Here is a 26,273-nt window from a genome sequence, read left to right on the forward strand (position 1 = left end):
CGGGCCGTGACGCGCGGCGGGCGGGCATACGGTGGGCCGATGAGCGACGACGAGCCGGTGCGGATCCGGGCGGCGGGCGGGGTGGTCTGGCGGGCGGGCCCGGCCGGCGTCGAGGTCTGCCTGGTGCACCGTCCCCGGTACGGCGACTGGTCGCTGCCCAAGGGCAAGCTGGACGCCGGCGAGCACCCGCTGGTCGCCGCCGTCCGGGAGGTCGCCGAGGAGACCGACGTCCGGGCGGTGCCGCAGGTGCGCCTGCCCACGGTCCGCTACCGCAGCGAGGGCCACGCCAAGGCGGTCGACTGGTGGTCGATGCGGGCCGTCGGCACCGGCGGCTTCCAGCCCGGCACCGAGGTGGACGAGGTGGCCTGGTTCCCGGTCGACGTGGCGGCCCGCCGGGTCAGCTATCCGCACGACGCCGAGGTGCTCGGCGCGTTCGCGGCGCTGCCGCCGGTCACCACCACGGTGCTGCTGGTCCGGCACGCGCACGCCGGGAAGCGGGGCACCTGGACCGGTCCGGACACCGGCCGGCCGCTGGACGCCGAGGGCCTGGCCCAGGCGGAGGCGCTGGTCCCGCTGGTGGCGCTGGTCCGACCGGTGCGCCTGCTCTCCGCCTCGGCCCGCCGGTGCGTGCAGACGCTGGACCCGGCGGCGGCCCGGCTGGACCTGCCGATCGAGATCTGCGGCGACCTGGACGAGCCGAAGCCGGGCCAGCAGCCCGAGGAGTGCGTGCTCGCCGCCGCCGCGCGGCTGGTCGACCTGGCCGCCGCCGCCGAGCCGGTCGCGGTGTGCGGCCAGGGCAAGGTGATCCCGGGCGCGCTGGAACGGCTCACCGGCGGCTTGGGCGACTTCACCACCGCCAAGGGCGGCGGCTGGCTGCTCCCCTTCGCCGGCGACCGCCTCCTACCCCCCGACCGCTTGTAAGGAGGGGCCCCGGTTAACGCCTCCGGTATGGACGGGGCCGCCTCTCAACCGACGGCCGCTCCGGGCAGCGCGACGGTGAGCGTCACCGGGAGATGGTCGCTGGCCTCGGTGCGCGGGGCGCGTGCCTCGGTGGCCACCAGTCCCGGCGAGACGAAGACGTGGTCGATCTGGGTGCGCGGGTCGTCGGCCGGGCTGGTCCGCAGCGGCCGGGCCGCGGCCAGCGCGTCCACCAGGCCGGCGCGGGTGAACTCGGCGAACGCCGGGTCGTCCGGCTCGGTGTTCAGGTCGCCGCCGAGCAGCAGCGGCCGGCCGGCCGCGTACCCGGCGGCGAACGCGGCCACCTCACGGGCCTGCTCCACCGGGTCCCGGCCGGGCGGCGGTTGCAGGTGGGTGGCGACCACGGCCAGCTCACGGCCGCCGAGGTCGAGCGTGACGCCGAGGGCCTGCGCGCCGGTCGGCGCGCCGTGCGCGGCCAGCGGCCGGGTCCGGCCGGAACGCGCCGGGAACCGGCTGAGCACCGCGTCGCCCCAGAGCGGGTCCGCGGCGGGCGCGAAGACGTACGGCATCCGCAGCCGCCCGGCCAGCAGCGCCAGCGTGTCGTGGCCGCCGTTGAGCCACCAACCCCGGTCTACCTCGCTGAGCAGCACCACGTCCGACCCGCGCAGTTGCCGGGCCACCGCGTCCAGGTCCAGCCGGCCGTCCAGCCCGAAGCCCATCCGGATGTTGTAGGCGGTGACGCGTACCGCCGGCGGCGTGCCGCCCGGCCGGGGATCCGACGGCGGGACGTCCAGCTGGGTCCCGAACCCGGCCAGCGCCGTCAGGCCGACGAGGATCCAGGTCCGCGCCGGATCGGGCAGGGCCGGGGCGGACCACGGCGGCCCGGTGAACGCCACGAGAGCGACCAGGAGGGCCGCGGCGACCGGCACCCACCCGTTGGGGTACCCGAGGTCGTAGGCGGCGTAGTAGGCCACCGTGGCCACCGCGAAGACGAGCATCCCGACGACGGCGGCGCGTCCGCGCCGCGCCGCGACCCGGCCGTCCGGGTCGTCGTCGGTGACCGAGTCGTCGGTGACCGAGTCGTCGGTGACCGAGTCGTCGGTGACCGAGTCGGTCAGCGCCAGGCAGCCGCCGAGGCCGGCGGCGGTGAGCAGGTACGCCGGGACCAACCGCCCGGCTGCGAACAGCGCCGCGCCGGCGACCAGCGCGACCGGCCAGAGCACCCGGGCCGGCCGCGCCGGTATCCGGAGCAGCACGGCCGCCAGGAACAGCAGGACCGCGTACGCGCCAAGCACCGAGCCGCTGCCGGTGGGGCGGACGAGGCCGGGGAAGCCGGGCGGATCGGCGCCGGCGGCGGCGTTCCAGACCGCCGGGGCGAGCGCGATCTGGTTGGCCAGCAACAGCGCCGGGCCGCACAGCAACCACGCCCGGCGCCCGCCCGTCGACGTCGGCGCCGCCTTCGGCCCGGCCGGCATGCCGGTCAGAACCGGCCCGGCCGGCGAAACCGGCACCGCCGACGACCCGGCCGCGTCCGCCCGGGCCGCCGCCGGCGAGCCGGCCGACACCGGTGCCGCGTCCGCCCGGGCCGCCGCCGGTGAGCCGCGCCGTCCCACCGGGACGCGCACGGTCGCGGCCAGGAACGCCGCCACCAGTGCCGCGCTCAGGGTCCAGCCGAGCGCGCCGCCGCGCCAGACCAGGTCCTCGGTGCCGAGCAGCGCGTGCCCCACGGCGTTGCCGGCCAGCCCGAGCGCCAGCCCCGGAACCGGCCGGTCGACCGACGCCGCGGTGGCCGCGAGCCAGACCAGGCCGGCGAGCAGCCCGGCACAGGCGAGCCAGAGCTGGGCGGCGCCACCGGGTGCGGCGGTCAGCGCCAGCCGGACGGCGGCGAGCACACCGGCCGCGACCAGCCCGACCGGGCGGGCGCCGAGCCGGCGTACCAGGGTGGGCGCGCCCAGGCCGAGCACGAACCAGCCGAGCGCGAACGCGCCGAGCAGCTCGGCGGGCGTCTCGGCGGCCCGGCCGAAGAGGGTGATGACCGACGGGAGCCAGACCCGCAGCACGTCCAGCAGAACCGCGACGCCCAGGGCGAGCGTGAGGGTGGAGAGGTGACGGTGCCGCACGGCGCCTCTTCTCGTGACCGACGGGGGTTTCGGCACGGCGATTCTGCGGGGCGGTGCGGCGGCCGGTCAACGCGTACCACGCACGAGGGCGACCACCGCGAACGGTGGGCGCCCTCGTGCGGGCCGTCCGGTCAGCGCCGGCTGGCGGCCTTCTTGGCCGAAGCCTTCTTCGCGGGCGCCTTCTTCGCGGGCGCCTTCTTCGCCGCCGTGGTCTTCTTGGCCGTGGCGGACTTCGCCGCGGTGGTCTTCTTGGCCGCGGTGGTCTTCTTCGCCGTGGCGGACTTCGCCGCGGTCGTCTTCTTCGCCGCCGTGGTCGTCTTGGTCGCGGCGGCCTTCTTGGCCGGCGCGGCCTTCTTGCTCGCGGCGGTGGTCTTGGCGGCCTTCGCCGCCGTGGTCTTCTTGGCGGCCCCGGTGGTCTTCGCCGCCGTGGTCTTCTTCGCCGCCGTGGTCTTGGCGGCGCCGGCGGTCTTCTTCGCGGCGCTGGTGTCCTTCGGAACCTTCCCGCTGGCCACCATCTCCTTGAAGCCCGCACCCGCCCGGAAGGTCGGGACGGAGGTCTTCTTGACCTTCACCGCCTCGCCGGTCCGCGGGTTGCGGGCTGTTCGGGCCCCCCGGACGCGCTTCTCGAACGCTCCGAAACCGGTGATCGCCACCTTCTCGCCCTTGGTGACCGCCGCCTGGACCTCAGCGAGCACCGCGTCGAGCGCGGCCGTCGCCGTCTTCCGGTCCCCCAGGCGAACGGCGAGCGCCTCGATGAGCTCGGCCTTGTTCACGACTTCCTCCCGATTGTGCAACTGACTCGACGCGAGCCATTCTGCGCGCACCGTATGCCCTGTGCTGCCTGGACACAAACATTCGGTGGAAAAAAGCCCTTGTGTCGTAACGGATTCGCCCCCACCGGCCGGGCCGGTGGGGGCGAAAAGGGCTCTGAGGTCAGGCGATCGAGGGCAGGAACGCCGGCCTGGCGGTCTCGTACGCGCCGATCTCGGCCTCGTGCCGAAGGGTGAGTCCAATGTCGTCCAAGCCCTCCATCAGCCGCCACCGGCTGTGGTCGTCCAGCGGGAAGACCCAGGTGGCGTCCCCGGCGTGGACCTCGCGGGCGGTGAGGTCGACCGTGACGGCGGTGGTGGGCTCGGATTCCACCAGATCCCACAGTTCCTCAACGGCCTTCAATTCCAGCTCCACCGGAAGGAGTCCTTCCTTGAGGGCGTTACCCCGGAAGATGTCACCGAACCGGGGGGAGATCACCGCCCGGAAACCCCAGTCCCGGAGCGCCCAGACGGCGTGCTCGCGGGACGAGCCGGTGCCGAACTCGGGGCCGGCGACAAGAATCGACGCTCCCGAATAGGCAGGGTTGTTGAGCACGAATGACGGGTCCTCCCGCCACGCGCTGAAGAGCCCGTCGGCGAAGCCGGTCCGGGTCACCCGCTTGAGGTACACGGCGGGGATGATCTGGTCGGTGTCCACGTTGGACCGGCGCAACGGCACGGCGGTGCCGGTGTGTGCGGTGAACTTGTCCATCTCTCGGCTGCCCTTCTACAGGTCGGCGGGGGCGGCCAGCCGGCCGACCACGGCGGTGGCGGCGGCGACCGGCGGGGACACCAGATGAGTACGCCCGCCCCGGCCCTGGCGGCCCTCGAAGTTGCGGTTGGAGGTCGAGGCGGAGCGCTCCCCCGGCTTCAGCGTGTCGGGGTTCATCCCGAGGCACATCGAGCAGCCGGCGAACCGCCACTCGGCGCCCGCGTCGGTGAAGACCTGGTCCAGCCCCTCGATCTCGGCCGCCTCCCGGACCGCGGCGGAGCCGGGGACCACCAGCATGCGTACGCCGTCGGCGACCCGGCGCCCGCGCACCACGTCGGCGGCGGCCCGCAGGTCCTCCAGCCGACCGTTGGTGCAGGAGCCGACGAAGACCACGTCCACGGCGACGTCGCGCAGGGGCGTGCCCGGGGTGAGGTCCATGTACTCAAGCGCCCGGCGGGCGGCGACCCGCTCCGGTTCGGTGACGAACTCCTCCGGATCCGGCACGGTCGCGCCCAGCGGCACGCCCTGACCGGGGTTGGTGCCCCAGGTGACGAACGGCGTGATCCGGCTCGCGTCCAGCGTCACCTCGGTGTCGAAGGTCGCCCCCTCGTCGGTGGGCAGCGTCCGCCAGTGCTCCAGCGCCGCGTCCCAGTCGGCCCCCTGGGGCGCGTTGGGCCGCCCCTTCAGGTACGCGAACGTGGTCTCGTCCGGCGCGATCATGCCGGCCTTGGCGCCCCACTCGATGGACATGTTCGCGATCGTCATCCGGCCCTCCATGGAGAGCTCGCGGATCGCCTCGCCCCGGTACTCCACGATGTGGCCGCGCCCGCCACCGGTGCCCACCTGCGCGATCAGCGCGAGCACGAGGTCCTTGGCGGTGACGCCGGGCGCCAGGTCGCCGACCACGTTCACCGCCATGGTCCTCGGCCGGGCCTGCGGCAGCGTCTGGGTGGCCAGCACGTGCTCGACCTCGCTGGTGCCGATGCCGAAGGCGAGCGCGCCGAACGCGCCGTGGGTGGCGGTGTGCGAGTCGCCGCAGACGATCGTCATGCCCGGCTGGGTGAGGCCGAGCTGCGGGCCGATGACGTGCACGATGCCCTGGTTCTCGTCGCCCAGCGGGTGCAGCCGTACGCCGAACTCGGCGCAGTTGCGGCGCAGCGTCTCGATCTGGGTGCGGGAGGTGGGGTCCGCGATGGTGAGCAGGTCGCCGCGCCGGGCGCGGAACGCCGGGTCGTCGTACCCGGTCGGGGTGTTGTGGTCTTCGGTCGCGATCGTCAGGTCGGTCCGGCGGACCCCGCGCCCGGCCAGGCGGAGCCCGTCGAACGCCTGCGGGCTGGTCACCTCGTGCAGCAGGTGCAGGTCGATGAAGAGCAGGTCCGGCTCGCCGGCGGCGGAGCGGACCACGTGCGCGTCCCAGACCTTCTCGGCCAGGGTCCTCGGTCGAGTGACTCCCACCATCTGGACATCCTAAATTCTGGGAGGTAAATTTCGGCTTGTGGGACACAGTATGAGCGGTGTCGGCGTTCTCGACAAGGCGGTGGTCATCCTGGCCGCCTGTGTCGACGGCGCCAGCCTGGCCGAACTCGTTGAACGCACCAAGCTGCCCCGGGCCACCGCGCACCGGCTGGCACAGGCGCTGGAGATCCACCGGATGCTGGTCCGGGACACGCAGGGCCGATGGCGCCCGGGTCCACGCCTGGGCGAGCTGGCCAACGCGGCCCCCGACGTGCTGCTCACCGCGGCCGAGCCGCTGCTGGCCGCGCTGCGCGACGCCACCGGTGAGAGCGCCCAGCTCTACCTGCGCCGCGCCGACGAGCGCATCTGCGTGGCCGCCGCCGAACGCGCCAGCGGCCTGCGGGACACCGTCCCGGTCGGCTCGGTGCTGCCGATGACCGCCGGCTCGGCGGCGCAGATCCTGCTCGCCTGGGAGCCGCCGGAGGCGGTCATGCCGCTGCTGCCACGCGCCAAGTTCACCGGCCGCACCCTGGCCGAGGTGCGCCGGCGCGGCTGGGCCCAGAGCGTGGCCGAGCGGGAGGCCGGTGTGGCGAGCGTCTCGGCGCCGATCCGGGACCGTACGGGGCGGGTGATCGCCGCGGTCAGCATCTCCGGCCCGATCGAACGCCTCGGTCGCCGCCCCGGCGAACGCCACGCCATGGCCGTCGTCCGCGCCGGCCAGCGCCTCTCCGGCCTCTGACCCGGCTGCCCGGCTGCCCGGCTGCGAAATCTTGGTACGAAACGGCCCTCCAGGGGGCCATTCCGTACCAAGATCTTCGCGATTCCCGTAGAGCGGGAGCCGCGTCCGGAAAGCTGGGACGCGGTCCGGTCGACGAGGGCGTTCGAGTCTGCGGGCGGTGAATCGCACCGGATCGAAAGCGCTCGGCCGGTGTCGACGGCGGCGGGGCGGCGCCCGGGGCGACCGGGCCGCCCCGGGGGCTGCGGCGGGGCGGGTGGCCCTGGAAACGGCGAACGGCCCGCCTCGCGGAGCGAGACGGGCCGTTCGATACGTAGCCCCGACCGGATTCGAACCGGCGCTACCGCCTTGAGAGGGCGGCGTCCTGGGCCACTAGACGACGGGGCCAGGCACTTTTTCCTGCTTCACCACCCGCACGGGCGGTGCCGCAGTAGTCTAGCGGCACCACGTCCGGCACCGCCGAGGGGGGTCATCCCCGCGCGTGGGCCGAACAGCAGAACAGCCCGCCCCGTGGAACGGGACGGGCTGACGGTGCTGTAGCCCCGACCGGATTCGAACCGGCGCTACCGCCTTGAGAGGGCGGCGTCCTGGGCCACTAGACGACGGGGCCAGAACTTTCGTGCAATCCGGCAGCGGCAACTGCCAGAATCCAGCGGCCGGGATTCTCACGAACCCGCGGCTGCGCTGGGGTACCAGGACTCGAACCTAGACTAACTGAACCAGAATCAGTCGGGCTGCCAATTACCCCATACCCCATTGGCCCCTTGCGGCGCCGGGAATGAACTTTACCCTCCCCGTGCCGGCAGGCCAAATCCAACCCCCCCGAACCGCACGTGACCTGCGGAAACGAGGCATCGAAGCCGGATCAGGCGACCGGGACCACCGGGTTGCTCAGCTCCCCGATCCCCTCGATCCGCACGGTGACCGTATCCCCGTCGGTGAGCGGGCTAACCCCGGCCGGGGTGCCGGTGAGCACCACGTCGCCGGGCAGCAGCGTCATCACGTGCGAGATGTACGACACCAGGCCCGGCACGTCGAACACCATGTCCTTGGTCCGGCCCAGCTGGCGCACCTCCATCTCCTCCGGACCGCGGCCCACCTCGCAGCGGATCTCCAGGTCGCGGACGTCCAGCCCGGTGGTGATCCACGGGCCGATCGGGCAGAACGAGTCGAAGCCCTTCGCCCGGGTCCACTGCCCGTCGGAACGCTGGAGGTCCCGCGCGGTGACGTCGTTGGCGCAGGTGTAGCCGAAGATGGCCCGCTCGGCGGCGGCCCGGTCGGCCCGCCGCGCGCCGGGCGCGCCGATCACCACGGCGAGTTCCGCCTCGTGCTCGACCTGCTTGGAGAAGATCGGCAGGCGGATGGCGTCGCGCGGGCCGATCACCGAGGTGGACGGCTTGAGGAAGAGCAGCGGCTCCTTCGGCACCTCGCTGCCGTGCTCGGCGGCGTGCTCGGCGTAGTTGCGGCCGACGCACACCACCTTGCTGGGCAGGATCGGCGACAGGAGCCGGACGTCGGAGAGCGCCCAGCGGGCGCCGGAGAACTGGATCTGCCCGAACGGGTGGCCCTCGATCTCGGCGATGGTCAGGCCCTGCGGCCCGGCCTCCATCCCGCCCTCGACGACCCCGAACGACATTCCCTTGGCATGAGCGAAACGAGCGATACGCACCCGGCCAATCTATCCCGGTCCGGCGGACCGGCCGCCGGACACCGGCAGGTGACGCCGGTCGCGACCGGGCGCGCCAGGGTACGCCGGATCCCGCCGGCCGGGGCGGGAATGCCGACTTCGTACCCGCCCGGCAGCCCTCGGCCCATAGCTTCGGTTCCGGAGGTTCGTTGGTATGCCTGCATCGAGACGACACCACAGGACCCTGGCAGTGCTCGTGAACTGCCTCGGCGTCATCGCCGCCGTGCCCGCGCTGCCCCCGGCGGCGCCCCGGGCGGCGGCCGCTCCCGCCCAGCCCGTGCCGCCACCGGCCGTGGTCGCCGCACCCGCCCGCCCGCAGGCGGTGGTCACCCCGATCCCGACCGGGGTGCCGGCGGTGCCCCCGGCGGTGCCGACCACCGGCCCGGCGCCGGTCCAGCCGTCGATGCCACCGGTCAGCGTGGCCGTCGGCGCGGCCGGCACCCCGGCGCCGGGTTACCGGATCGAGGTCCGCAACGCCGGTACGACACCGGTCGAGACGATGGTCCGGCAGGAGCTGCCGAGCGGTTCCCGGGCCACCACGGTGACCGGCGGCGGGCAGGCCACCGGCCCGGTCGGGGCGACCGCCGGTGAGATCACCTGGCGGCTGCGGCTGCCGGCGCGGAGCACGACCGCGTTGCACACCGCGCTCGCGGTCACCTCGCCGGGCCGCTCGGTGACGGCCCCCACCTGCGTCTACGGCACCGACGGCACCCGGCCGTACGACTGCGCCACGGCGACCTGGGTGGACACGGCCACCGCCCCGGCGGCGCACGCGACGGCGGCCCCGGCCTGGCGCCGCCCGCCGGTCCTGCTGGCCGCGCTCGCCGCGTTGCTTGTGGTCACCGGCGGGGTGCTCGGGTGGGCGGCGCGGCGCCGCCGGCGGTCCGCCCCGCACGCGCGGCGCGCGGCCGCCTCCGGCGGCGCCCCGACCGGCGGCGCCGTGCCCACGGGCGGCGTGGCGGCCGACCGGGGGACCGTCTACCCGCGCCCGGCGCTGCCCGCGCCCGCCTCCCGGCGTCGCCGGCCGCCGGTCTGGCTGGCGGTCGGCGTGGCGGCGGCGGTGCTGGCCGGCGTGGTCGGCGCGGCGGCGTGGACCGCCACGCAGCGGGTCGCCGCGATGGACACCACCAAGCAGCCGACCAGCGGCGCGTGGGTGGGCAGCACCGTCAACGGCGGGCTGGGGGTGCCGCTGCGGGAGACCGCGTTCGAGTTCACCGTCTACCGGATGAGCTGCGGCGCGGGTGTGGTGCCGGCGGGTCCGGGCGGCGGGCGACCCTGCCTGGCCACGGTCGGCGTGCGCAACGTCACCTCCGAGCAGCAGACCTGGCACGGGCAGTTGCAGCGCGCGTACCTGCCCAGCGGCAACTGGGTGGCCGCCGACGAGGACGCCACCCGGGTGGCGAACCTCGGCCGGGACGTGTTCGCCCAACCGGTGGCCGCCGGGCGGCGGGTCCTGCTGCCGCTGGTGTTCACCGTGCACGGGGCGCAGCCGCCGAAGCGGTTGGAGCTGCGCAGCGGCGTGTTCTCCGCCGGCGTGCGGGTGGACGTGGACTGACTGCGGGTCGGGCGGCGGCCGTACCCTGGGGTTCGTGACCGCCGCCCTCGCCCCCGCCGCCGTGCTCGACGCGGCCGACTGGCAGGCCCGCCGGCGTGACCACGAGGAGCGGGTCGACGCCTGGCTGGCGCCGCACCTGGCCCGGCGCCGCACCGGGGTGAAGCACCCGGTGGAGGATTTTCTCTTCACCTACTACTCGCACCGTCCCGCCCAGCTGCGCCGCTGGCACCCGGGCGCGGGCGTGGTGCTGCGCGACGCCGACCCGGCCGGGTTCGGCCCGGACTACGCCGCGGTCGCCGCCGGGCTCACCCTCGACACCGAGCGGGTACGCGCGCGCCGCGCCGAGTCCATCGCCTGGATCCGTACGCTGCTGGCGGCGACCGCCGGCCGGCCGGCGCAGTTCGGCTGCTTCGGCATGCACGAGTGGGCGATGGTCTACCGGCAGACCCAGGAGCAGGTGCGGCACAACGCCTGGCCGCTGCGGCTCAGCCCGGCGGCGACCGCGGCGGTGGTCGAGGAGCGCGGCGTCCGGTGCAGCCACTTCGACGCGTTCCGGTTCTTCACCGCGCCGGCCCGGCCGCTCAACGTGCTCCAGCCGGCCCGGGAGAGCCAGCACGCGCTGGAGCAGCCGGGCTGCCTGCACGCCAACATGGATCTGCGTAAGCGCAATTCAGGCACCTATCAGAGGTGGGGGGTATGCAAGCGGCACGAAGCGGACAACAGGGGTCCGAACCGTTGACCAGCATCCCCGCCGCAAGCTGGCTTCCCCTCTTGGAAGCTCACGAGAAGCGCGCCGACTCCCTTACCGCAGGCCACCGCGCCCGCAAGGCCACGAGGGAACGCCACGCGATCGATGACTTCTTGTACGACTACTACGGCACCAGGCCCTCCGTGCTTCGACGGTGGCACCCCGGCGTGGGCATCTCCTTGGAACCGGGACCGAACGGCTCTGCCCCACACCGGCAGTGGCGTTGGTACGCCACGGGCACGGACGGAGTAGTGAGCTTCGACGTCGCAACGTTCCTCGCCGACCGGGCTGAGTCGGTGCGCTTCATCCATCGACTGTTGTCCGCGATCGCGTCGCGACCAGCCTTCACTGGCTGCTTCGGACTGCACGAGTGGGCGATGGTGTACCGCCAACGTGAGCATCGGCATCCACTCCCCCTGAGACTTGGGCAAGAGGGGACTGACGCGGTAGTCGAGTCTCACCAGATCCGCTGCACTCACTTCGATGCGTTCCGGTTCTTCACCCCTGACGCAGTCAGACTCAACCGGCTCCAGCCAGCGAGGGAGAGCCAGGTAGAGCTTGACCAGCCGGGCTGCTTGCATGCCTCGATGGACTGCCACAAGTGGGCGACCAAGCTGGGCCCTGCGGTTCCGGGGGATCTGGCGCTTGACTGCTTCGAGTTGGCGAGGGACATCCGGCTGCTCGACATGCAGGCATCCCCGTACGACTTCTCCTCCTACGGGGAACCGGCGGTAGCCATCGAGACACCCGAGGGCAAGGCCGAGTACGTCGCTCGTCAACGCGAGTTCTCGCAGCGCGCGGGCCGACTACGCGCCCGGTTGATCGATGTGTGTGCGGCGCTGCTTGAGGGAGCGGAGCCACCGGCAAGGATGGGGGCATGACCCCCTGAGGCACCCTCTCCGCACCGCTACGTCATAGCATCCGCCATCTTGCCCCGGTTCCAAGGTTGCCCAGAAGCGGGGATCTGGCTCTTTACCTGCGAAGACAGCGACGGCCCGCCACCCATAACAGGGGTTCGAACGGCCAGTTCCTTGCCCCGGAGAGGCGGCAGGAGCATGATGAGGGGTTGGATCATCACCCAGACAAGCCCGTAGGCCGACCTTAGAGCCACGCTCACGGCCGAACAAGGCCGCGGGGCATGCGGGTATACCCAAAGTCAACTCGATGGCTCAGTGGCGCCCTGGGAGGGTTGAAGATCCGCAGGGAGTGATGGAGCCGGCCAAGAGCCAGGCCGACGGCATCGGGCAAGCTTGAGCGGTGGATGTCGAGGCGGTACGAGTCGAGGGCTATTACGAGGTCCTGGCGCTTCATCGCATGCTCATGGAGTGCAAGTCCGAGGATCTTGGAAGCGTCTACGCAGGCAGCCCGTTCATAGCCGCCATCCAGCATCGCCTGGTTGACGCCCTTGAGGCCGCCGACCCAGGCCAAGGGTGGCGCACCTGGCGGAACGCCGATGCGCACCCCCACCGCGTAGAGGCCGTCCGCGCTCACCTGGCTCAGGCAGGCGAGTGGTGGCAGGACGCCAGCGACGAACAACGTGCGGCATACGTGCGAGACCTCCTCGCACCGTTGCGGCTCTCGCAGGAACTGCTGGCTGAGCTGTCAGGAGCGCCAGCGTCGGCAGGGTGATGCGGCGGCAGGAAGCCGGGGAGATGTCCTCCTACGCGCGTAGGCGCGCGTCCCCGCGTGCGCGTACCAAGGAACTACTCCGTAGGAGTAGTGCTGTTCTGCTGTAGATCTACAACCTGTAAGCAGTAGATCTTAGATAGACCCCGAAGGGGTCTCTATCTGTATAGCTGGATACTGGGATGCAGGGGCACTGACGCGAAGCGTCCGCGCCACAGGATCACTGCGCTCCCTGGTGTTCATGCGTCGGCGGAGAACCCGAAGATCAGGAACCCGAAGATGGGCCCCTTCGGGGCCCTCTTCCCGGTTCGGTTCCTCCCCTGGCTCAGATGCTCGCGACCTTCGCGGGGTCTCCCGCCCTGAACAACACATCGACATGCCGCTCATCGGTGCGGCGGACGCCACGCCCCTTCTGGCGGAGACGGCAGCTCACGACAACCGCGAGGATCAGGGATCGCCTGCGGTCTACATCCAACCCGTCCCAGTGACGGCGTACCTGCTCGTCCGTCATCCCGGTGACCCCCTTGACGGCGCTGTCACTCCCCGACTGGGATAGCTGATCCTCCAACTCATCCACCCGACTGCGCATGGTCTGGGATGCAGTCAGGAACTGCGATCGCGTAACGAGTCCGGCAGCGTAGTCGGTGGCCAGATCGTCGAGCCGTGACCGCAGGCTCCCCAGCTCGTCCCTCATCTGCTGAACAGGCAGATCGTCCTCGCTCTGCTCGAACGCTTCCGCGAACTGCGGCGCGGTCAGGAACCGGATCACCCGCTCACCGACCATGGTGTCAGCCTCGTCCTGACGGTGGGATACGCAGTGCTTGAACTTGCACTCATAGACGGCGTAGCTGCCCTGCTCGCCCTTGCGCCCACGCCATGCCGTGCGGATGGGGCCACCGCACTTGGCGCAGGTAGCGACGCCGGTCAGCAGGCTGCGACGGGGACCGCCACCACCAGCCTTACGGGTAGGAGAGTTGAGCACACGGACAGCGGAACGGTAGATCTCCTCGGGTACCAGGGCATCCCAGTTGCCAGGGCCGACCTCATCCCCTGCGTACGTCCGGATAGCGCAGTTCCTGGCGGACATGAGGAGCTGCCGAACAGTTGCTCCCGTCCAGTTCCTCCCCCTGGTGGTAACCATGCCCTGACGGTTCCACTCCTCGGCGATGGACAACAGGGAGCGCCCCGCCAACAGATCCTGGTACGCACGCTGGACGGCCTCGGCTTCACCACCACGAGGTGTTCCGTCACGCTCGTATCCGAAGGGTCGAGCAGACCACCAGGGCCGACCCTGGGAAGCGCGCTGAGTGGCTGCCAGACGCTGACGAGCAGCCTTCTGCTGACCCTCGAACTGGGAGAACGCCGTGACCACGTTCGCCATCAGGACGCCTGTCGGGTTGCTCAGGTCCAGCATCCCAGCGGTCACGGCGTGGACGGGTACGCCGTAGCTGATCACCCGGTCCAGCTCACGGGTGAGGCGGACGAGCCGGTCGAGATGCCACACGATGATGGCGTCCGGCTTCGGGCTCAGGGTGAGCAGCTTCTCGAACGCCGGCCGGACCCGGCCGGTCGTGGCGCTGATGCTGTTGTCGATCAGCTCCCGTGTCACCGTCCAACCCTGACGAGCTGCCAACTCCCGGCAAGCTTCGAGCTGCCGATCAACGCCCAGCTCGTTACCCAGCTTGTCCAGGCTGAGCCGTGCGTAGATGACGACGTCCATCCCTGCGTTCCCTCCCTCAGACTTGCCTGGGATGAGGATACGCATGGATCTCTACAAGTGGTCCTACAAGCTCTCCCCGCTGGTGCCGTCGGAGCTGGTGGCGGACGCGTTCGCGCTGGCCCGGGAGATCCGCGCGCTGGACATGCGGGCCAGCCCGTACGACCTGGCCGACCTGGGCCATCCGCCGGTGCGGGTGGAAACCCCGGAGGGCCGGGCGGAGTACGCCACCGCCCAGCGCGGTTTCGCCGAGCGGGCCGCCGGCCTGCGGGCCCGGCTGCTGGCCGCGCTGGACCGGGCCGCGCCGGCCTGAGAAGCGCTCGTCCCACGGCTGCGCCACGCCCGGTCAGCCGAGGGTGCAGGCCGGCAGCGGCACCGGGTCCGGGACCGCGCCGTCGGCCAGGAAGCCGAACGTGGCCTGCGCGCCCGGGGCCAGCGCGCCGTTCCAGGCCGCGCTCCGGGCGGTCACCGCGGTTCCGCCCTGCGCCACCTGGGCACTCCACGCCTGGGTGATCCGCTGCCCGCCGGTGAGCGCGAACCGGACCACCCAGAAGGGGATCGACACGGTGCCGTTGTTGCGGACCGTCACCTCGGCCTGGAAGCCGCCCGGCCACTGCCCGGCGGTGCGCCAGGTGGCCGTGCAGCCACCGACCGTCGGCGTCGGCGACGGGCTGTCGGTCGGGTGCGGGGGTCCGGTCGGCGTCCAGGTGGGCGTCGGGGTCGGCGACCCGGTGGGCGTCGGCGACGGGCTGTCGGTCGGGTACGGAAGACCGGTCGGCGTCGACGTGGGCGTCGGGGTGGTCCGGCGCAGCACGGCGGTCAGCGCCGGATACCAGCGGTCGGACATCTTCTGGTCACCGGCGGCGTTCGGGTGCACCCCGTCGTACGTGTCGGTGGCGGTGCTGAAACCGGTCCACTGGTCGACCACCACGATCGGCGAGGCGGTGGTGGTCCTCCCCGCCGCCCAGCCGTCGATGGCGGCGTTGAGCGCGACGGTCCGCTGCCCGCACTCCGGGCAGCTCGCCGGGTTCATCGGGATGATCTTCGCGACCAGCACGGTGGTGGCCGGGTTGGCGGCCCGCATCTGGTCCACCAGCTTCGAGTACGCGGCCAGGATCGTGGCCGGCGCGATGTTGCTCCACACGTCGTTGGTGCCGAGGTGCATCAGCACCACGTCGGGGTGGGTGGCGGCGAGCCAGCCGGGGAGCAGGTTCTGGTTGGCGATGTTGGTCGCCAGGTAGCCGCCGTGGCCCTCGTTGTCGCCGTCGTAGGTCACGCCGCAGCCCTGCGGGCCGAGCGTGCCGACGAAGTCGACGTCGGTGTGGCCGGTGGACTGGAGGCGGTTCCAGAGCACGGCACGCCAGCAGCCGGGCGACCCGGTGATGGAGTCGCCGAGCGGCATGACGCGGACCGGGGCGGCGGCCGCGGCCGCCGGCGGGGTGGAGACGAGCGCGAGGCCGATGGCGAGGGCGGGCAGCAGCGCGGCGACCGCGGTCAGTGCGGCGCGCAGGCGGTTTCGGGACATGCGGTAGGGACTCCTGTCACGTGACGGTCGGTCGGTGACGGCCCTGATGCTCCCGTACGCATTGAAGCGCTTCGAAGCCCTCGACTCAATCCTCCGGACGGCCCCGGTGCCGGGCCCACTCCGGCGCGAGGATCGACATGACGGTGGCGTCCACCCAGTCGTCGCCGTCGCGCAGCACCTGCCGCAGCGTGCCCTCGGCCACGAAGCCGACCTTCTCGTAGGCCCGGCGGGCGCGCGGGTTGAACGCGAACACCTCCAACCCGACACGGTGCAGGCCGAGCCGCTCGAAGCCGTACCCGACGATCAGCCGGACCGCCTCGGTGCCGAGGCCGCGGTCGCGCCCGCCCGGGCCGATCAGGGTGCGGAAGTTGCAGCTCGCGTTGGTCCGGTCCCACTCGTTGAGGACCACCTCGCCGACGCAGGCCCCGGTGGCCCGGTCCACCACGGCCAGGTCGAGCCGGTCGGCCTGGCTGTTGCGGGTGCCGTACCAGGCACGCAACCGGGCCGGCTCGAATCCCTCGCCGGGCGGGCTGCCGGTGAGCCGGGCGACCTCCGGGTCGGCCAGGATCTCCGCGAGCGCCGGCAGGTCGTCGTCGGAGAACGGGCGCAGCACCACCCGCTCGCCGGTGAGCGTGGGTTTGACGGAGAAGTCGATCAACACGGAGCGATTCTCCGGGCCGCGAGGCCGCCGGCTCAACCGGATTTCCGGTCAGTCGTCGTCCGCCCGGCGGTCGCGTTTGCGCTGGGACTGCCGCTTCTTGTCGGCCAGCCGGCGCTCCTTCGCGCCCCGCGACGGGCGGGTCGGCCGGCGCGCCTTCGGTGGCGGGGCGACCGCCTCGCGCAGCAGCGCCGCCATCCGCTCCCGGGCCGCCTCCCGGTTGGCCAGTTGCGCGCGGTGCTCGCTGGCCGCCACCGTGAGCACGCCGTCGACCAGCCGGCCGGCGAGCCGGCCCAGGGCCCGCTCCCGCAGCGCCTCCGGCACGCTCGGCGAGCCGGCCAGGTCGAAGCTCAGCTCCACCCGGGAGTCGGTGGTGTTGACGCCCTGACCGCCCGGCCCGGACGACCGGGAGAACCGCTCCCGCAGCTCGGCGGCCGGCACCACGAGCCGGTCGGTCACCCGCAGTCCGTCGTCCACGCCCCGAGGCTAACGCCCCGGGCGGTGACTCGGGCTCGGGGTGGCGGTCGGGGCGGGACCGGCCCGCTCCTCGTCCGAGCCGGACGCCGCGTACGCGGCGGCGCCGACCAGCAGCAGGGCGATCACGGCAGCCTTGATCGCCACGCCCCGGATCGCCGCCCAGGCGGTGCGCCGCGCGCCCGGCACGCTGGTCCGGACCGTCTGATAGTCCTTCCAGCCGCGCTTGGCACGGGCGTACGACGCGCCGACTCCGGCGCCGATGACCAGGCCCACCAGGAGGAGGGCCGCGATGACAGCTTGCTCCACCTCCGCCAGTATCCATACTCAGCGTAATATTTCCATGGTCCGATGCTCCCACGCCGGATATCCGACAGTTCCGGGCCGTCCGCGCAGGTCAGCCACCTCGCCCGATGATCGTGTCGGCGGTCTGCTGCACCTGGTCGATCGGGATGGCGAAGCCGATGCCGATCGAGCCGTTCCCGTCGATGGTGGCGATGGCGGTGTTCACCCCGACCACCTCACCGCGCGCGTTCACCAGCGGCCCCCCGGAGTTGCCCGGGTTGATGGAGGCGTCGGTCTGCACCGCGGTGTGCCGGCCGTTGCCGATCCGCACCTGCCGGTTGAGCGCGCTGACGATGCCGGCGGTGACCGTACCGGCGAGCCCGAGCGGGGAGCCGACCGCGAGCACCGGCTCGCCCACCCGGGTCGAGTTCGCCTTGGCCAGCGGCAGCGGCGGCAACCCGGCCGACGCGGGCACCTTGAGCACGGCCAGGTCGCTGTCCGGCGCCCGCCCCACCACCTCGGCGGCGAGGCGACGCCCGTCCGAGGTCTCCACCGTCACCGGGCCGGAGCCGCCGCGGGCCAGGATGTGGTCGTTGGTGACGATGTGCTGCTCGTTGTCGATGGCGAAGCCGGAGCCGGACGCCCCCGCGCCGGACCTGCCCCCGACCATCACCGAGACCACCCCGGGCACCGTCTTGCCGGCGGCGGTCACCAGTTCGGCCGGCACCGGTGCGGCGGAGGCCGCCGACGGGCCCGGCGCGTCCCGCTCGGCCGCCCAGGTGCCGGCCGCCGCGCCGGAGACGGTGGAGAGCGCCACCACCGCCGCCGCGCTCAGCAACCGGCCCCGCCAGCTCCGCCGCCCCGCCGGCCCGCCGGATCCGGGTACGTCGGACCAGCCGCGCCCGTCCGGGTCCAGCTCCGGCGAGACGAACCACGGGCCGCGGGGTTCACCGAGTCCGGTCTGCACTGCCATGCCTGGCTCCTCACGTGTCGTGCGTCGTCGCCTCGGAAGTGCGGTCAGGGCAGTCGGGAGAACCACCGCAGCGATCCGGCGGCGGCGCCCATCGCCAGCACCAGCCCGAACCCGATGAAGCGGGCCGAGATGTCCTGCCGTTGGGTGCGGTAACCGACCGAGGTGCCGATGTCCTCGTAGACGTCCTTCAGCTCGCGGCTCGTGGACGCCTCGTGGAAGCCGCCGCCGGTCTCCTCGGCGACCGCCTTGAGCGTCTGCCCGTCCACCGGCACCTGGATCGCCCGGCCACCCCGGTCGACCGAACCGCCGGGCGTGCCGAAGGAGATGGTGTGCACCGGGACCTTGGCCGCCACCGCCTGGTCGGCCGCCTCCATCGGGTCCATCCCGGAGGTGTTCGCGCCGTCGGAGAGGATGATGATCCGGGCCGGCGGCGGATCCTTCGCGGCGGTGGCGTCGAGGCTCTTCACCGCGCCCAGCGAGGTGCTGATCGCCTCGCCGATCGCGGTGCCCTGCACTCCGGTGATCCCCTCGGCGAGCCGTTCGATCCCCTCGTGCAGCGCCTCGCGGTCGGTGCTCGGCGGCACCAGCACCGCCGCGCTGCCGGCGAACGCGACCAGGCCCACGTTGAACTCGTCCGGCAGCCCGTCGACGAACTTCCGGCCGGCCTCCTTCGCCGCGGTCAGCCGATCCGGGTCCACGTCACCGGCGAGCATCGAGGTGGAGACGTCCACCGCGACCATCACGGTGGCCCGCTCCCGGGGCACCCGGACCTCGGTCTCGGGTCGGGCGAACCCGACCACCAGCAGCGCCAGCATGCCGAGGAAGAGCCCCGCCGGGACGTGCCGCCGCCAGGCCGGCCGGCGCGGGGCGACCCGGTCCAGCAGGCGCAGGTTGGTGAAGCGGACCGCGTACCGGCTCTGCCGGCGCTGGAGCACCAGGTAGCCGGCGACCAGCGCGGCGACCGCGAGCAGCAGCCAGAGGCGGGCGGGCGACTGCCAGCTCATACGGCGCCTCCCCGGGCCGCGGCCGGCGCGGTGGCCAGCCGGCGCTGCTCGTGCACGTGCCGGACGACGTCCACGCACCAGTCCCGGTCGGTGCGCAGCGCCAGGTGGGTCGCGCCGGCCCGGTGCAGGGCGCGGCGCACCTGGTCGCGCTGGGCGGCGGCGGCCCGCGCGTACCGCTCGCGCAGCGCCGGGTCGCCGGTCCACACCTCGCGGTGCCGTCCGCTCTCCGGGTCGACCAGGGTGATCAGCCCGACGTCGGGCAGCTCCAGCTCGCGCGGGTCGGTCACCTCCACGGCGAGCACCTGGTGCCGTACCGCCAGGCGGCGCAGCGCGGTCGCCCAGGGCGGCGGTGCGTCCGGGTCGTCGGGCAGGTCGTCGAGGAAGTCGGAGACCACCACCACCAGGCCGCGCCGGGTGGCCACCCGCTGGAGGCCGGCCAGGCCGTCGGCCAGGCCGGGCACCGGGGTGGCGCGGCGCCCGTCGGCCCGGCCCGCCACGCCGGGCCCGGGCGCGTCGCCGGTACGCGGGGCGCCGAGCAACGCGCGGAGCAGTCCGAGCAGATGGATGCGCCCGCTGCGGGCCGGGAAGCGCCGCAGCCCCTCCGGAGCGAGCACCTGGGCGCCGAGCCGGTTGCCCACCCCGGCGGTGAGGAAGCCCACGCAGGCCACCGCCGCCACCGCCAGTTCCCGTTTGTCCAGCGTGGACGTTCCGTACTCCATGCTGGCGCTGGCGTCGACAAGCATCCAGGTGGTCAGCTCGCGGTCGGCGTCGACCTCCCGCACGTGCGGCACGGTCGTCCGCGCGGTCACCGCCCAGTCCATCCGGCGTACCTCGTCCTCGCCGGGTCGGTACTCCCGGCTGCCGGCCGCCTCGCTGCCGGGCCCGGGCAGCAGGCCCCGGTATCGGCCGTGCAGCAGTCCGTCGAGCCGTCGGGTCACGGTCAGCTCCAACCGCCGCAACCGTTGGTCGGGGGCGAGGTCGGCGAGCCGCGGTTCGGTGGCGCCGAGGTCGTCCCGGCGGGCGGGCGCGGGGGCGGCCCGGCGGGTCACGCCGCCGCCAGGTCCGGCGCCGCCGGCGCGGGTCCGGTCACCAGACGGGGCGGTGGCACCGCCTCGACCAGGCGACGCACCACGTCCTCGCCGGAGACCCCGTCGGCCACCGCGTCGAAGGAGAGCACCAGCCGGTGCGCCAGCACGTCCACCGCCAGCTCGCGCACGTCCTCGGGGAGCACGTAGTCCCGGCCGTGGACCAGCGCCTGGGCGCGGGCGGCCGCCACCAGGCCGAGCGTGGCGCGTGGGCTCGCCCCGTACGCCAGCAGCGGCGCGACCTCGGGCAGGCCGAAGCGGCCCGGGTCGCGGGTGGCGAGGATGAGCCGGACCACGTACTCGGCCAGCGCGTGGTGGACGAAGACGTCGGCCGCGCGGCGTTGCAGCTCCCGCAGCCGGACCGGGTCGAGGACCGGGCGGGCGGTCGGCCGGTCGGCGCTCATCCGGTAGAGGATGGCCAGCTCGTCGGCGTCGCTCGGGTAGTCCACCACCACCTTCATGAGGAACCGGTCCCGCTGCGCCTCGGGCAGCTGGTAGACCCCCTCCGACTCGATCGGGTTCTGGGTCGCCAGCACCAGGAACGGATCGGGCACGGGCCAGCTCCGCCCGGCGATGGAGACCTGCCGCTCGGCCATCGCCTCGAGCAGCGCCGACTGCACCTTGGCCGGGGCCCGGTTGATCTCGTCGGCGAGCACCAGGTTCGCCATGATCGGTCCCAGCTCCACGTCGAACGCTTCGGTGGACGCCCGGTAGATCCGGGTGCCGACGATGTCCGACGGGACGAGGTCGGGCGTGAACTGGATCCGGGAGAACGTCCCGCCGACCACGGTGGCGAGCGTCTGCGCGGCAAGCGTCTTGGCCACCCCCGGCACGCCCTCCAGCAGGCAGTGACCGTCCGCGATCAGCGCGGTGAGCAGGCGGTCGACGAGCCGGTCCTGCCCGACGATCACGCGTTTGACCTCGAAGAGGGTCTGGTCCAGCTCGACGCCGCTCGCGTCCGCATCGACCGGGGTGGGCACGCTGGCCAGGGTGTCCGAGATGTCCGTCACGGTGCTTGCTTCCCGTGCCGGAGCCGCGACAAACGTCGGATTATCGGCCCCAGCACGACCCGGGACGGGCCGGACCGGGAGGACCTCCCCGATCGGGCGGCAACCGCGCGAAGCGGTGCGCGGAGCACCGGATCGGGACGGAAGACGACACCGGCCCCCGCCGTGGCGGGGGCCGGTGCGCGGCGGGGCGGGTCAGTTGGTGACCACCACGTGGAAGGGACGGTCCGCGTAGCCACCGGTGGAGTTGCGGGTCTGCACGAAGACGCCGTTCGGCGTCAGCAACCTCGGCGCGACGGAGATCTCACCCGGGGGTGGGACGTTCGCCGGGTCGACGGTGCCGATACCGGCCAGGAACGCCTTCCGGTGGATGTCGTAGTCCAGCAGCACCTGGTACTGCCCGGCGAACGAGCCCGGTCCGGAGAACTTGGACGCGGACACGACGTTGCCGGAGTGCTGGAGCAGCGTCCCGTTCTGGGCGACGACCGCCCAGGCGGTCTGGCCCGGCGCGGGCGGCGCCAGGGTGGCCCGCATGGCGGCCTTGGCGACCCGCTGCTCGGCGGCGGTCACCGGCGGCTGCTGACCGGCCTGTCGTACGGCGGGCTGCCCGCCCTTCGACTCGGGCTGGGCGGCGACCGCGATCCCGCCACCGGCCACGGTGAGGGACAGCGCGGCGATCGCCACCACCGTCGCCTTTCGCTTGAAGAATGTAGCCATGACAGATCTCCCTCTTTTGACCATGGTGATACGGCGGGCGCGAACAATTGCGGATCATCGGGGATCCGCGTCGGAGCACACCGCTGCTGAGCTGGTCTTACTACGGAGAGTTGAGCGCCTCAACAGGTGGAACCTAACACCGCGAAATGGGGCGGTCAATAGTGCCTATCGCGTGTCCACGACCGTTTAAGAACGAGCCGGAAATTGTGAGAAGGAAGCGCTCGACCATTCACGAAATCGCTTCGTAGGACCCCGGTAGGGTGACCGACGTGATCACGGTGGACACTCCCCCGAGCGGCGGCATCCGGGGCGGCCGGTGGGCGACGGCGGCGTGCTGGCTGACGGTCGCGCCGGTGGCCGCCTGGGCGCTGCTGCGCCTGGCCGGGCTGGAACGGGGCCCGCTGGTGCTGACGACGGCCTTCACGCCGTACGTCGCCGCGGTGGCGCCGGCCGTCGCGGTGCTGGCGCTCGCGCTGCGGCGCCGCGCGCCCGCGGTGGTCGCGGCGCTGGCCGCGCTGGCGCTGGTCGGCGCGGTGGCCCCACGAGCGGTCGCCGATGACCCGCCCTCGGCCGGCGGCCCGGTGCTGCGGCTGCTCACCGCCAACCTGCGCCTGGGCTCGGCCGACGCGGCGGCGCTGGTGGCCCTGGTCCGGGCGCACCGGGTGGACGTGCTCACCGTGCAGGAACTCACCCCGCAGCTCGCCGCCGACCTGGACCGGCTCGGCCTGGCCACGCTGCTGCCGCACCGGTCGCTGAGCCCTGAGGTGGGCGCCACCGGCTCCGGCCTCTACGCCCGCCAACCGCTGCGCGACACCGGCCACCGCCGCAACCGGGGCTTCTTCTTCACCCAGGCGTATGGGACCGTGGCCGTGCCGGGAGCGCCGCCGCTGCGGGTGGAGTCGGCGCACCCGGCCGCGCCGTACGACCTCGACGTGGTGCCGGACTGGTGGACCGACCAGCGCGCCCAGCCGCCGGCCACCCCGGGCGCCGGGATCAGCGTGCTGGCCGGCGACTTCAACGCCACCCTGGACCACGCCGCGCTGCGTGAGCTGATCGCGACCGGCTACACCGACGCCGCGGACGCGGCCGGGGCCGGGCTCGCCGGCACGTGGGGCCCGTACGACGGCGACCCGATCCCACCGGTCACCATCGACCATGTGCTGGTGGACCGGCGCATCGCGGTCCGGGCCGCCGGCACGTGGCCGGTGCCCGGCAGCGACCACCGGGCCCTGCTGGCCGAGCTGCGCCTGCCGGCGGCGTGAACCGCGTCAGGGCGTCGGGGCGCCGCCCGGCACGCGGGCCCGGTCGAGGCCGTAGGTGAGCGCGTCGACAAGCGCGTGCCAGCTCGCCTCCACCACGTTGGGGTGCACGCCGACCGTGGTCCAGTCCCGGCCGGCGCCGGCGGTCTCCACCAGCACCCGGGTCACCGCGCCGGTGCCGTGGCTGCCCTCCAGGATCCGGACCTTGTAGTCGGCGAGCTCGAACTCGCGCAGCTCCGGGTAGTGCCGGGCCAGCCCCACCCGTAGCGCCTCGTCGAGCGCGTTGACCGGGCCGTTGCCCTCGGCGGTGGCGATCACCCGCTCGCCCCGTACCCGGATCTTGACGGTCGCCTCGGAGACCACCGCGCCGTCCTCGCGGTGCTCCACGAGCACCCGATACGACTCCAGCGCGAACGGCCGGGCCGGCGCCGCGTCCGGCAGCTCCGAGCGGACCAGCAGCTCGAACGACGCGTCGGCGGCCTCGAACGACCAGCCGCCGGCCTCCAACTCCTTGACCCGGCCGGTGACCCGGGACAGCGCGTCCGGATGGCCGGCCAGGTCCAGACCGAGCTCACGGCTCTTGAGCTCGATGCTGGCCCGGCCGGCCATCTCGGTCACCAGGATCCGCATGTCGTTGCCCACCACGGCGGGGTCCACGTGGTTGTAGAGCAACGGGTCGACCTTGATCGCGCTCGCGTGCAGCCCCGCCTTGTGGGCGAAGGAGGCGGCCCCGACGTAGGCCTGGTGGGTGTCGGGGGCGATGTTGGCGATCTCGGCGATGGCGTGCGAGACCCGCACCATCTGTTCCAGGCAGCCCTCCGGTAGGACGGGCATGCCGAGCTTGAGCTGGAGGTTGGCGACGACCGCGAACAGGTCCGCGTTGCCGGGGCGTTCGCCGTACCCGTTCGCGGTGCCCTGCACGTGCCGGACGCCGGCCTCGACCGCGGCGATGGTGTTGGCCACCGCGCAGGCGGTGTCGTTCTGGGCGTGCATGCCGAGCCGCTCCGGCGCGACCCCGGTGCGCGCGACCAGGTCCTCGATCGCGGCGGTGACCTGGGAGGGCAGCATGCCGCCGTTGGTGTCGCAGAGCACGAACCGCTCGGCGCCGGCGGCCAGCGCGGCCTGCGCCACGGCGGCCGTGTAGCCGGGGTCGTGGCGGAAGCCGTCGAAGGTGTGCTCCCCGTCGACGAAGACGCGCCGCCCCTGCGCCACCAGGTACGACACGGTATCGGTGACCATCGCCAGGTTCTCCTCGGCGGTGGTGCGCAGCGCCCGCTCGACGTGCCGCAGGTCCGCCTTGGCGACCAGCGCCACGGCCGGGGTCCCCGCGTCGAGCAGCGCGCGCACCTGGGGGTCGTCCTCGACCGCCCGGCCGGCCTTGCGGGTGGCGCCGAACGCGACCAGGACCGCGTGCCGCAGCTCCAGCTCGCCGCGGGCACGGCGGAAGAACTCGGTGTCCTTGGGTACCGCGCCCGGCCAGCCACCCTCGATGAAGCCGACCCCGAGGTCGTCGAGCAGGCGGGCCACCGCCAGCTTGTCGACCACCGAGTAGCTGAGCCCTTCGCGCTGGGCGCCGTCGCGCAGCGTCGTGTCGTACACCTGGAAGGTCATCGGAGTCCTCTTCTCGTGCCTGGGGTAGAGCAACAAAAAGACCCCCCGCGGATGCGGGAGGTCTGCGCGCTCGGCGAGGGGGAAGGCCGGCGCGCTAGCTGCTAATGATCAGGACGGAACTGGTCACGACCGGTACTCTGCCACTTCCGCCGGTCCGTGGGAGGAGTAATCCACATTCCGGGACGCGGGCGCGAGGATTGAGAAGGCGGCCGACGGGTAGAAACGCCGCAGCAACGACACATCGCTCCCCAGGACGACCGACAGGTCGGGACAGGAGTCACCCCTATGGACAGGCTCGACCCGCACACCACGCACGGCACCACCGACCCGGTCGCCGACGGCGGCCAGGGCGCCTACGCCGGCGGCGCGCCCGGCGGCGCGTTCGACCCGTGGCGTTACCGCGACGAGGCCGGCGTGGCCAGCGCGGACCTCACCGGCTACAAGGTCGAGGCCACCGACGGCAGCATCGGCAAGATCGACAAGGCGAGCCACGAGGTCGACGACAGCTACCTGGTCGTCGACACCGGCCCGTGGATCTTCGGCAAGAAGGTCATGCTGCCGGCCGGCACCGTGAACCACGTCGACCACGACGAGCGGAAGGTCTTCGTCGACCGGGACAAGGACCAGATCAAGGCCGCCCCGGAGTACGACGAGGCCAACCACGCCGACCCGGCCTACCGGGACAAGCTCGGCGGCTACTACGGCGAGAACCACTCCGCGCTGCCGCCGGACGGCCCGGCCCGGATCTGACACCCGGCACCGGCCGGCGGGGGCACACCGATGCCGCCGCCGGCCGTTACCGTGTCAGAGGTGGACGCCCCGGAGACACCCTTCCCCGCGTTGTTCAACTTCCGCGACGTCGGCGGCTACCGCGCCCGCGACGGGCGCACGGTCCGCCGCCGCCGGCTCTACCGCTCCGACTCGCTGCACCGGGTCGACGAGACCGATCGGGCGGCGTTCACCGCGCTCGGCATCCGCACCGTGATCGACCTGCGCCGCCCCACCGAGGTGGAGCGCGACGGCCGGGTGCCCGCCTACGACGGGCTGGTCTACCGGCACATCCACCCCGAGCACGAGGACTGGGCCACCCGGCAGTACGCGTCGTCCGGCGTCAGCCTGGCCCGCTACCTCGCCGACCGCTACGCCGACCTGGCCCGCACCGGCACGGCAGGGCTGGCCGAGGCGGTCGGTCTGATCGCCGACAGCGCCAACGCCCCGGTGGTGGTGCACTGCGTCGCCGGCAAGGACCGCACCGGCATCGTCTGCGCGCTCACCCTGGCCGTGCTCGGGGTGCCGGACGACGACATCGTCGCCGACTACGCGTTGAGCACCGCCGCGTCCGGGCGGTTCAGCGCCTGGGTGCGGGCCACGCTGCCGGACGCCGACGAGCCGCCACCGCCGTTCCTGGCCTCCCCCGCCGAGGCGATGGAGCTGTTCCTCGCCGAGCTGCGCGCCGGCCACGGCTCGGTCGAGGGCTACCTGACCCACGCCGGCGTCACCGAGGCCCAGCTCGAAGCGCTCCGCGCGCACCTGCTGGCGGGACCGGCGCGGCCGGCCCCGCCCGAGGACGGAGCCGGCCGCGGGTAGAGCCG

The 26,273-nt window shown here is 73.2% G+C and carries 24 protein-coding genes, 3 tRNA genes and 2 pseudogenes; 9 read left to right on the forward strand and 20 right to left on the reverse strand.

The features are described 5' to 3' along the window. The first annotated feature begins 39 nt into the window (after positions 1-39). On the forward strand, positions 40-921 hold the full coding sequence (locus ACGFI2_RS01130) for an NUDIX domain-containing protein (protein ID WP_393508646.1): 882 nt from the start codon (positions 40-42) through the stop codon (positions 919-921). Between the two features lie 44 nt (positions 922-965). On the opposite strand, the gene ACGFI2_RS01135 is transcribed toward ACGFI2_RS01130, so the two are convergent. The 4 genes from ACGFI2_RS01135 to leuC all read right to left on the reverse strand — a co-directional run bounded on the left by ACGFI2_RS01135 (position 966) and on the right by leuC (position 6,017). Next, positions 966-3,038: an endonuclease/exonuclease/phosphatase family protein gene (locus ACGFI2_RS01135; RefSeq protein ID WP_393508649.1), complete on the reverse strand. Its 2,073-nt coding sequence runs from the start codon at positions 3,036-3,038 to the stop codon at positions 966-968. Between the two features lie 131 nt (positions 3,039-3,169). Further along, the gene (locus ACGFI2_RS01140; protein WP_393508652.1) at positions 3,170-3,811 is read right to left on the reverse strand and encodes an HU family DNA-binding protein; all 642 of its coding nucleotides are present in this window, start codon (positions 3,809-3,811) and stop codon (positions 3,170-3,172) included. 160 nt (positions 3,812-3,971) lie between these two features. Next, positions 3,972-4,559, reverse strand: a complete 588-nt coding sequence (gene leuD, locus ACGFI2_RS01145) for a 3-isopropylmalate dehydratase small subunit (RefSeq protein ID WP_393508655.1) — start codon at positions 4,557-4,559, stop codon at positions 3,972-3,974. Positions 4,560-4,574: 15 nt separating this feature from the next. Next, the gene (gene leuC, locus ACGFI2_RS01150; RefSeq protein ID WP_393508658.1) at positions 4,575-6,017 is read right to left on the reverse strand and encodes a 3-isopropylmalate dehydratase large subunit; all 1,443 of its coding nucleotides are present in this window, start codon (positions 6,015-6,017) and stop codon (positions 4,575-4,577) included. Positions 6,018-6,066: 49 nt separating this feature from the next. Here leuC and ACGFI2_RS01155 point away from each other — a divergent pair, with 49 nt between their 5' ends. Next, positions 6,067-6,753 (forward strand): IclR family transcriptional regulator, encoded by a 687-nt coding sequence (locus ACGFI2_RS01155; RefSeq protein ID WP_091063967.1) that lies wholly within the window; start codon positions 6,067-6,069, stop codon positions 6,751-6,753. Positions 6,754-7,064: 311 nt separating this feature from the next. On the opposite strand, the gene ACGFI2_RS01160 is transcribed toward ACGFI2_RS01155, so the two are convergent. The 4 genes from ACGFI2_RS01160 to ACGFI2_RS01175 all read right to left on the reverse strand — a co-directional run bounded on the left by ACGFI2_RS01160 (position 7,065) and on the right by ACGFI2_RS01175 (position 8,419). Continuing rightward, positions 7,065-7,137, reverse strand: a tRNA-Glu gene (locus ACGFI2_RS01160). Positions 7,138-7,287: 150 nt separating this feature from the next. Next, positions 7,288-7,360, reverse strand: a tRNA-Glu gene (locus tag ACGFI2_RS01165). Positions 7,361-7,434: 74 nt separating this feature from the next. Then, positions 7,435-7,506 (reverse strand) — tRNA-Gln (locus ACGFI2_RS01170). Between the two features lie 109 nt (positions 7,507-7,615). Then, entirely contained in the window at positions 7,616-8,419 is an 804-nt protein-coding gene (locus tag ACGFI2_RS01175; RefSeq protein ID WP_393508661.1) for a fumarylacetoacetate hydrolase family protein, read from the reverse strand. 172 nt (positions 8,420-8,591) lie between these two features. Here ACGFI2_RS01175 and ACGFI2_RS01180 point away from each other — a divergent pair, with 172 nt between their 5' ends. From ACGFI2_RS01180 to ACGFI2_RS01190, 3 genes and pseudogenes are all read left to right on the forward strand, one after another. Continuing rightward, complete coding sequence (locus ACGFI2_RS01180) at positions 8,592-9,992, forward strand: hypothetical protein (protein WP_393508664.1); 1,401 nt, start codon at positions 8,592-8,594, stop codon at positions 9,990-9,992. Positions 9,993-10,026: 34 nt separating this feature from the next. After that, positions 10,027-10,656: pseudogene (locus ACGFI2_RS01185) on the forward strand (3-methyladenine DNA glycosylase); the annotation flags it as partial. Positions 10,657-10,688: 32 nt separating this feature from the next. After that, positions 10,689-11,621 carry a 3-methyladenine DNA glycosylase gene (locus tag ACGFI2_RS01190; RefSeq protein ID WP_393508667.1) on the forward strand — a complete coding sequence of 311 codons (933 nt, stop codon included), beginning with the start codon at positions 10,689-10,691 and terminating at the stop codon, positions 11,619-11,621. Between the two features lie 232 nt (positions 11,622-11,853). On the opposite strand, the gene ACGFI2_RS01195 is transcribed toward ACGFI2_RS01190, so the two are convergent. Both ACGFI2_RS01195 and ACGFI2_RS01200 read right to left on the reverse strand, forming a co-directional pair. Continuing rightward, positions 11,854-12,231 (reverse strand): hypothetical protein, encoded by a 378-nt coding sequence (locus tag ACGFI2_RS01195; protein WP_393508670.1) that lies wholly within the window; start codon positions 12,229-12,231, stop codon positions 11,854-11,856. 460 nt (positions 12,232-12,691) lie between these two features. Further along, on the reverse strand, positions 12,692-14,086 hold the full coding sequence (locus ACGFI2_RS01200; protein WP_393508673.1) for a recombinase family protein: 1,395 nt from the start codon (positions 14,084-14,086) through the stop codon (positions 12,692-12,694). 40 nt (positions 14,087-14,126) lie between these two features. Here ACGFI2_RS01200 and ACGFI2_RS01205 point away from each other — a divergent pair. After that, positions 14,127-14,396, forward strand: a pseudogene (locus tag ACGFI2_RS01205) (3-methyladenine DNA glycosylase); the annotation flags it as partial. A 33-nt stretch (positions 14,397-14,429) separates the two neighbouring features. Here ACGFI2_RS01205 and ACGFI2_RS01210 read toward each other — a convergent pair. From ACGFI2_RS01210 to ACGFI2_RS01250, 9 genes are all read right to left on the reverse strand, one after another. After that, positions 14,430-15,608 carry a cellulose binding domain-containing protein gene (locus ACGFI2_RS01210; RefSeq protein ID WP_393508676.1) on the reverse strand — a complete coding sequence of 393 codons (1,179 nt, stop codon included), beginning with the start codon at positions 15,606-15,608 and terminating at the stop codon, positions 14,430-14,432. Positions 15,609-15,693: 85 nt separating this feature from the next. After that, a complete protein-coding gene (locus ACGFI2_RS01215; RefSeq protein ID WP_393510034.1) occupies positions 15,694-16,266 on the reverse strand; it encodes a GNAT family N-acetyltransferase in 573 nt (190 codons plus the stop codon). A gap of 51 nt (positions 16,267-16,317) precedes the next feature. Continuing rightward, on the reverse strand, positions 16,318-16,743 hold the full coding sequence (gene arfB / locus ACGFI2_RS01220; protein ID WP_393508679.1) for an alternative ribosome rescue aminoacyl-tRNA hydrolase ArfB: 426 nt from the start codon (positions 16,741-16,743) through the stop codon (positions 16,318-16,320). A gap of 9 nt (positions 16,744-16,752) precedes the next feature. Continuing rightward, complete coding sequence (locus ACGFI2_RS01225) at positions 16,753-17,049, reverse strand: hypothetical protein (RefSeq protein WP_393508682.1); 297 nt, start codon at positions 17,047-17,049, stop codon at positions 16,753-16,755. A gap of 88 nt (positions 17,050-17,137) precedes the next feature. Further along, positions 17,138-17,998 (reverse strand): S1C family serine protease, encoded by an 861-nt coding sequence (locus ACGFI2_RS01230; protein ID WP_393508685.1) that lies wholly within the window; start codon positions 17,996-17,998, stop codon positions 17,138-17,140. 44 nt (positions 17,999-18,042) lie between these two features. Next, positions 18,043-19,002 (reverse strand): VWA domain-containing protein, encoded by a 960-nt coding sequence (locus ACGFI2_RS01235; protein WP_393508688.1) that lies wholly within the window; start codon positions 19,000-19,002, stop codon positions 18,043-18,045. After that, positions 18,999-20,051: a DUF58 domain-containing protein gene (locus tag ACGFI2_RS01240; RefSeq protein WP_393508691.1), complete on the reverse strand. Its 1,053-nt coding sequence runs from the start codon at positions 20,049-20,051 to the stop codon at positions 18,999-19,001. Before ACGFI2_RS01240 ends, ACGFI2_RS01235 begins: the two co-directional genes overlap by 4 nt. Continuing rightward, a complete protein-coding gene (locus ACGFI2_RS01245) occupies positions 20,048-21,097 on the reverse strand; it encodes an AAA family ATPase (RefSeq protein ID WP_393508694.1) in 1,050 nt (349 codons plus the stop codon). The genes ACGFI2_RS01240 and ACGFI2_RS01245 overlap by 4 nt, the downstream gene beginning before the upstream one ends. Positions 21,098-21,289: 192 nt before the next feature. Further along, positions 21,290-21,811, reverse strand: coding sequence for a hypothetical protein (locus tag ACGFI2_RS01250; RefSeq protein WP_393508697.1), 522 nt, complete (start codon positions 21,809-21,811; stop codon positions 21,290-21,292). 269 nt (positions 21,812-22,080) lie between these two features. On the opposite strand from ACGFI2_RS01250, the gene ACGFI2_RS01255 reads away from it, so the two are divergent. After that, on the forward strand, positions 22,081-23,073 hold the full coding sequence (locus tag ACGFI2_RS01255) for an endonuclease/exonuclease/phosphatase family protein (RefSeq protein WP_393508700.1): 993 nt from the start codon (positions 22,081-22,083) through the stop codon (positions 23,071-23,073). A 6-nt stretch (positions 23,074-23,079) separates the two neighbouring features. On the opposite strand, the gene cimA is transcribed toward ACGFI2_RS01255, so the two are convergent. Further along, the gene (cimA, locus tag ACGFI2_RS01260) at positions 23,080-24,681 is read right to left on the reverse strand and encodes a citramalate synthase (protein WP_393508703.1); all 1,602 of its coding nucleotides are present in this window, start codon (positions 24,679-24,681) and stop codon (positions 23,080-23,082) included. Positions 24,682-24,966: 285 nt separating this feature from the next. Between cimA and ACGFI2_RS01265 the strand changes: the two genes are divergently transcribed. Beyond that, complete coding sequence (locus tag ACGFI2_RS01265; RefSeq protein ID WP_393508706.1) at positions 24,967-25,431, forward strand: PRC-barrel domain-containing protein; 465 nt, start codon at positions 24,967-24,969, stop codon at positions 25,429-25,431. A 51-nt stretch (positions 25,432-25,482) separates the two neighbouring features. After that, positions 25,483-26,268, forward strand: coding sequence for a tyrosine-protein phosphatase (locus tag ACGFI2_RS01270; protein WP_393508709.1), 786 nt, complete (start codon positions 25,483-25,485; stop codon positions 26,266-26,268). Positions 26,269-26,273: the final 5 nt, after the last annotated feature.

The organism is Micromonospora sp. NPDC049282 (assembly GCF_043197045.1).
Lineage (GTDB): Bacteria > Actinomycetota > Actinomycetes > Mycobacteriales > Micromonosporaceae > Micromonospora.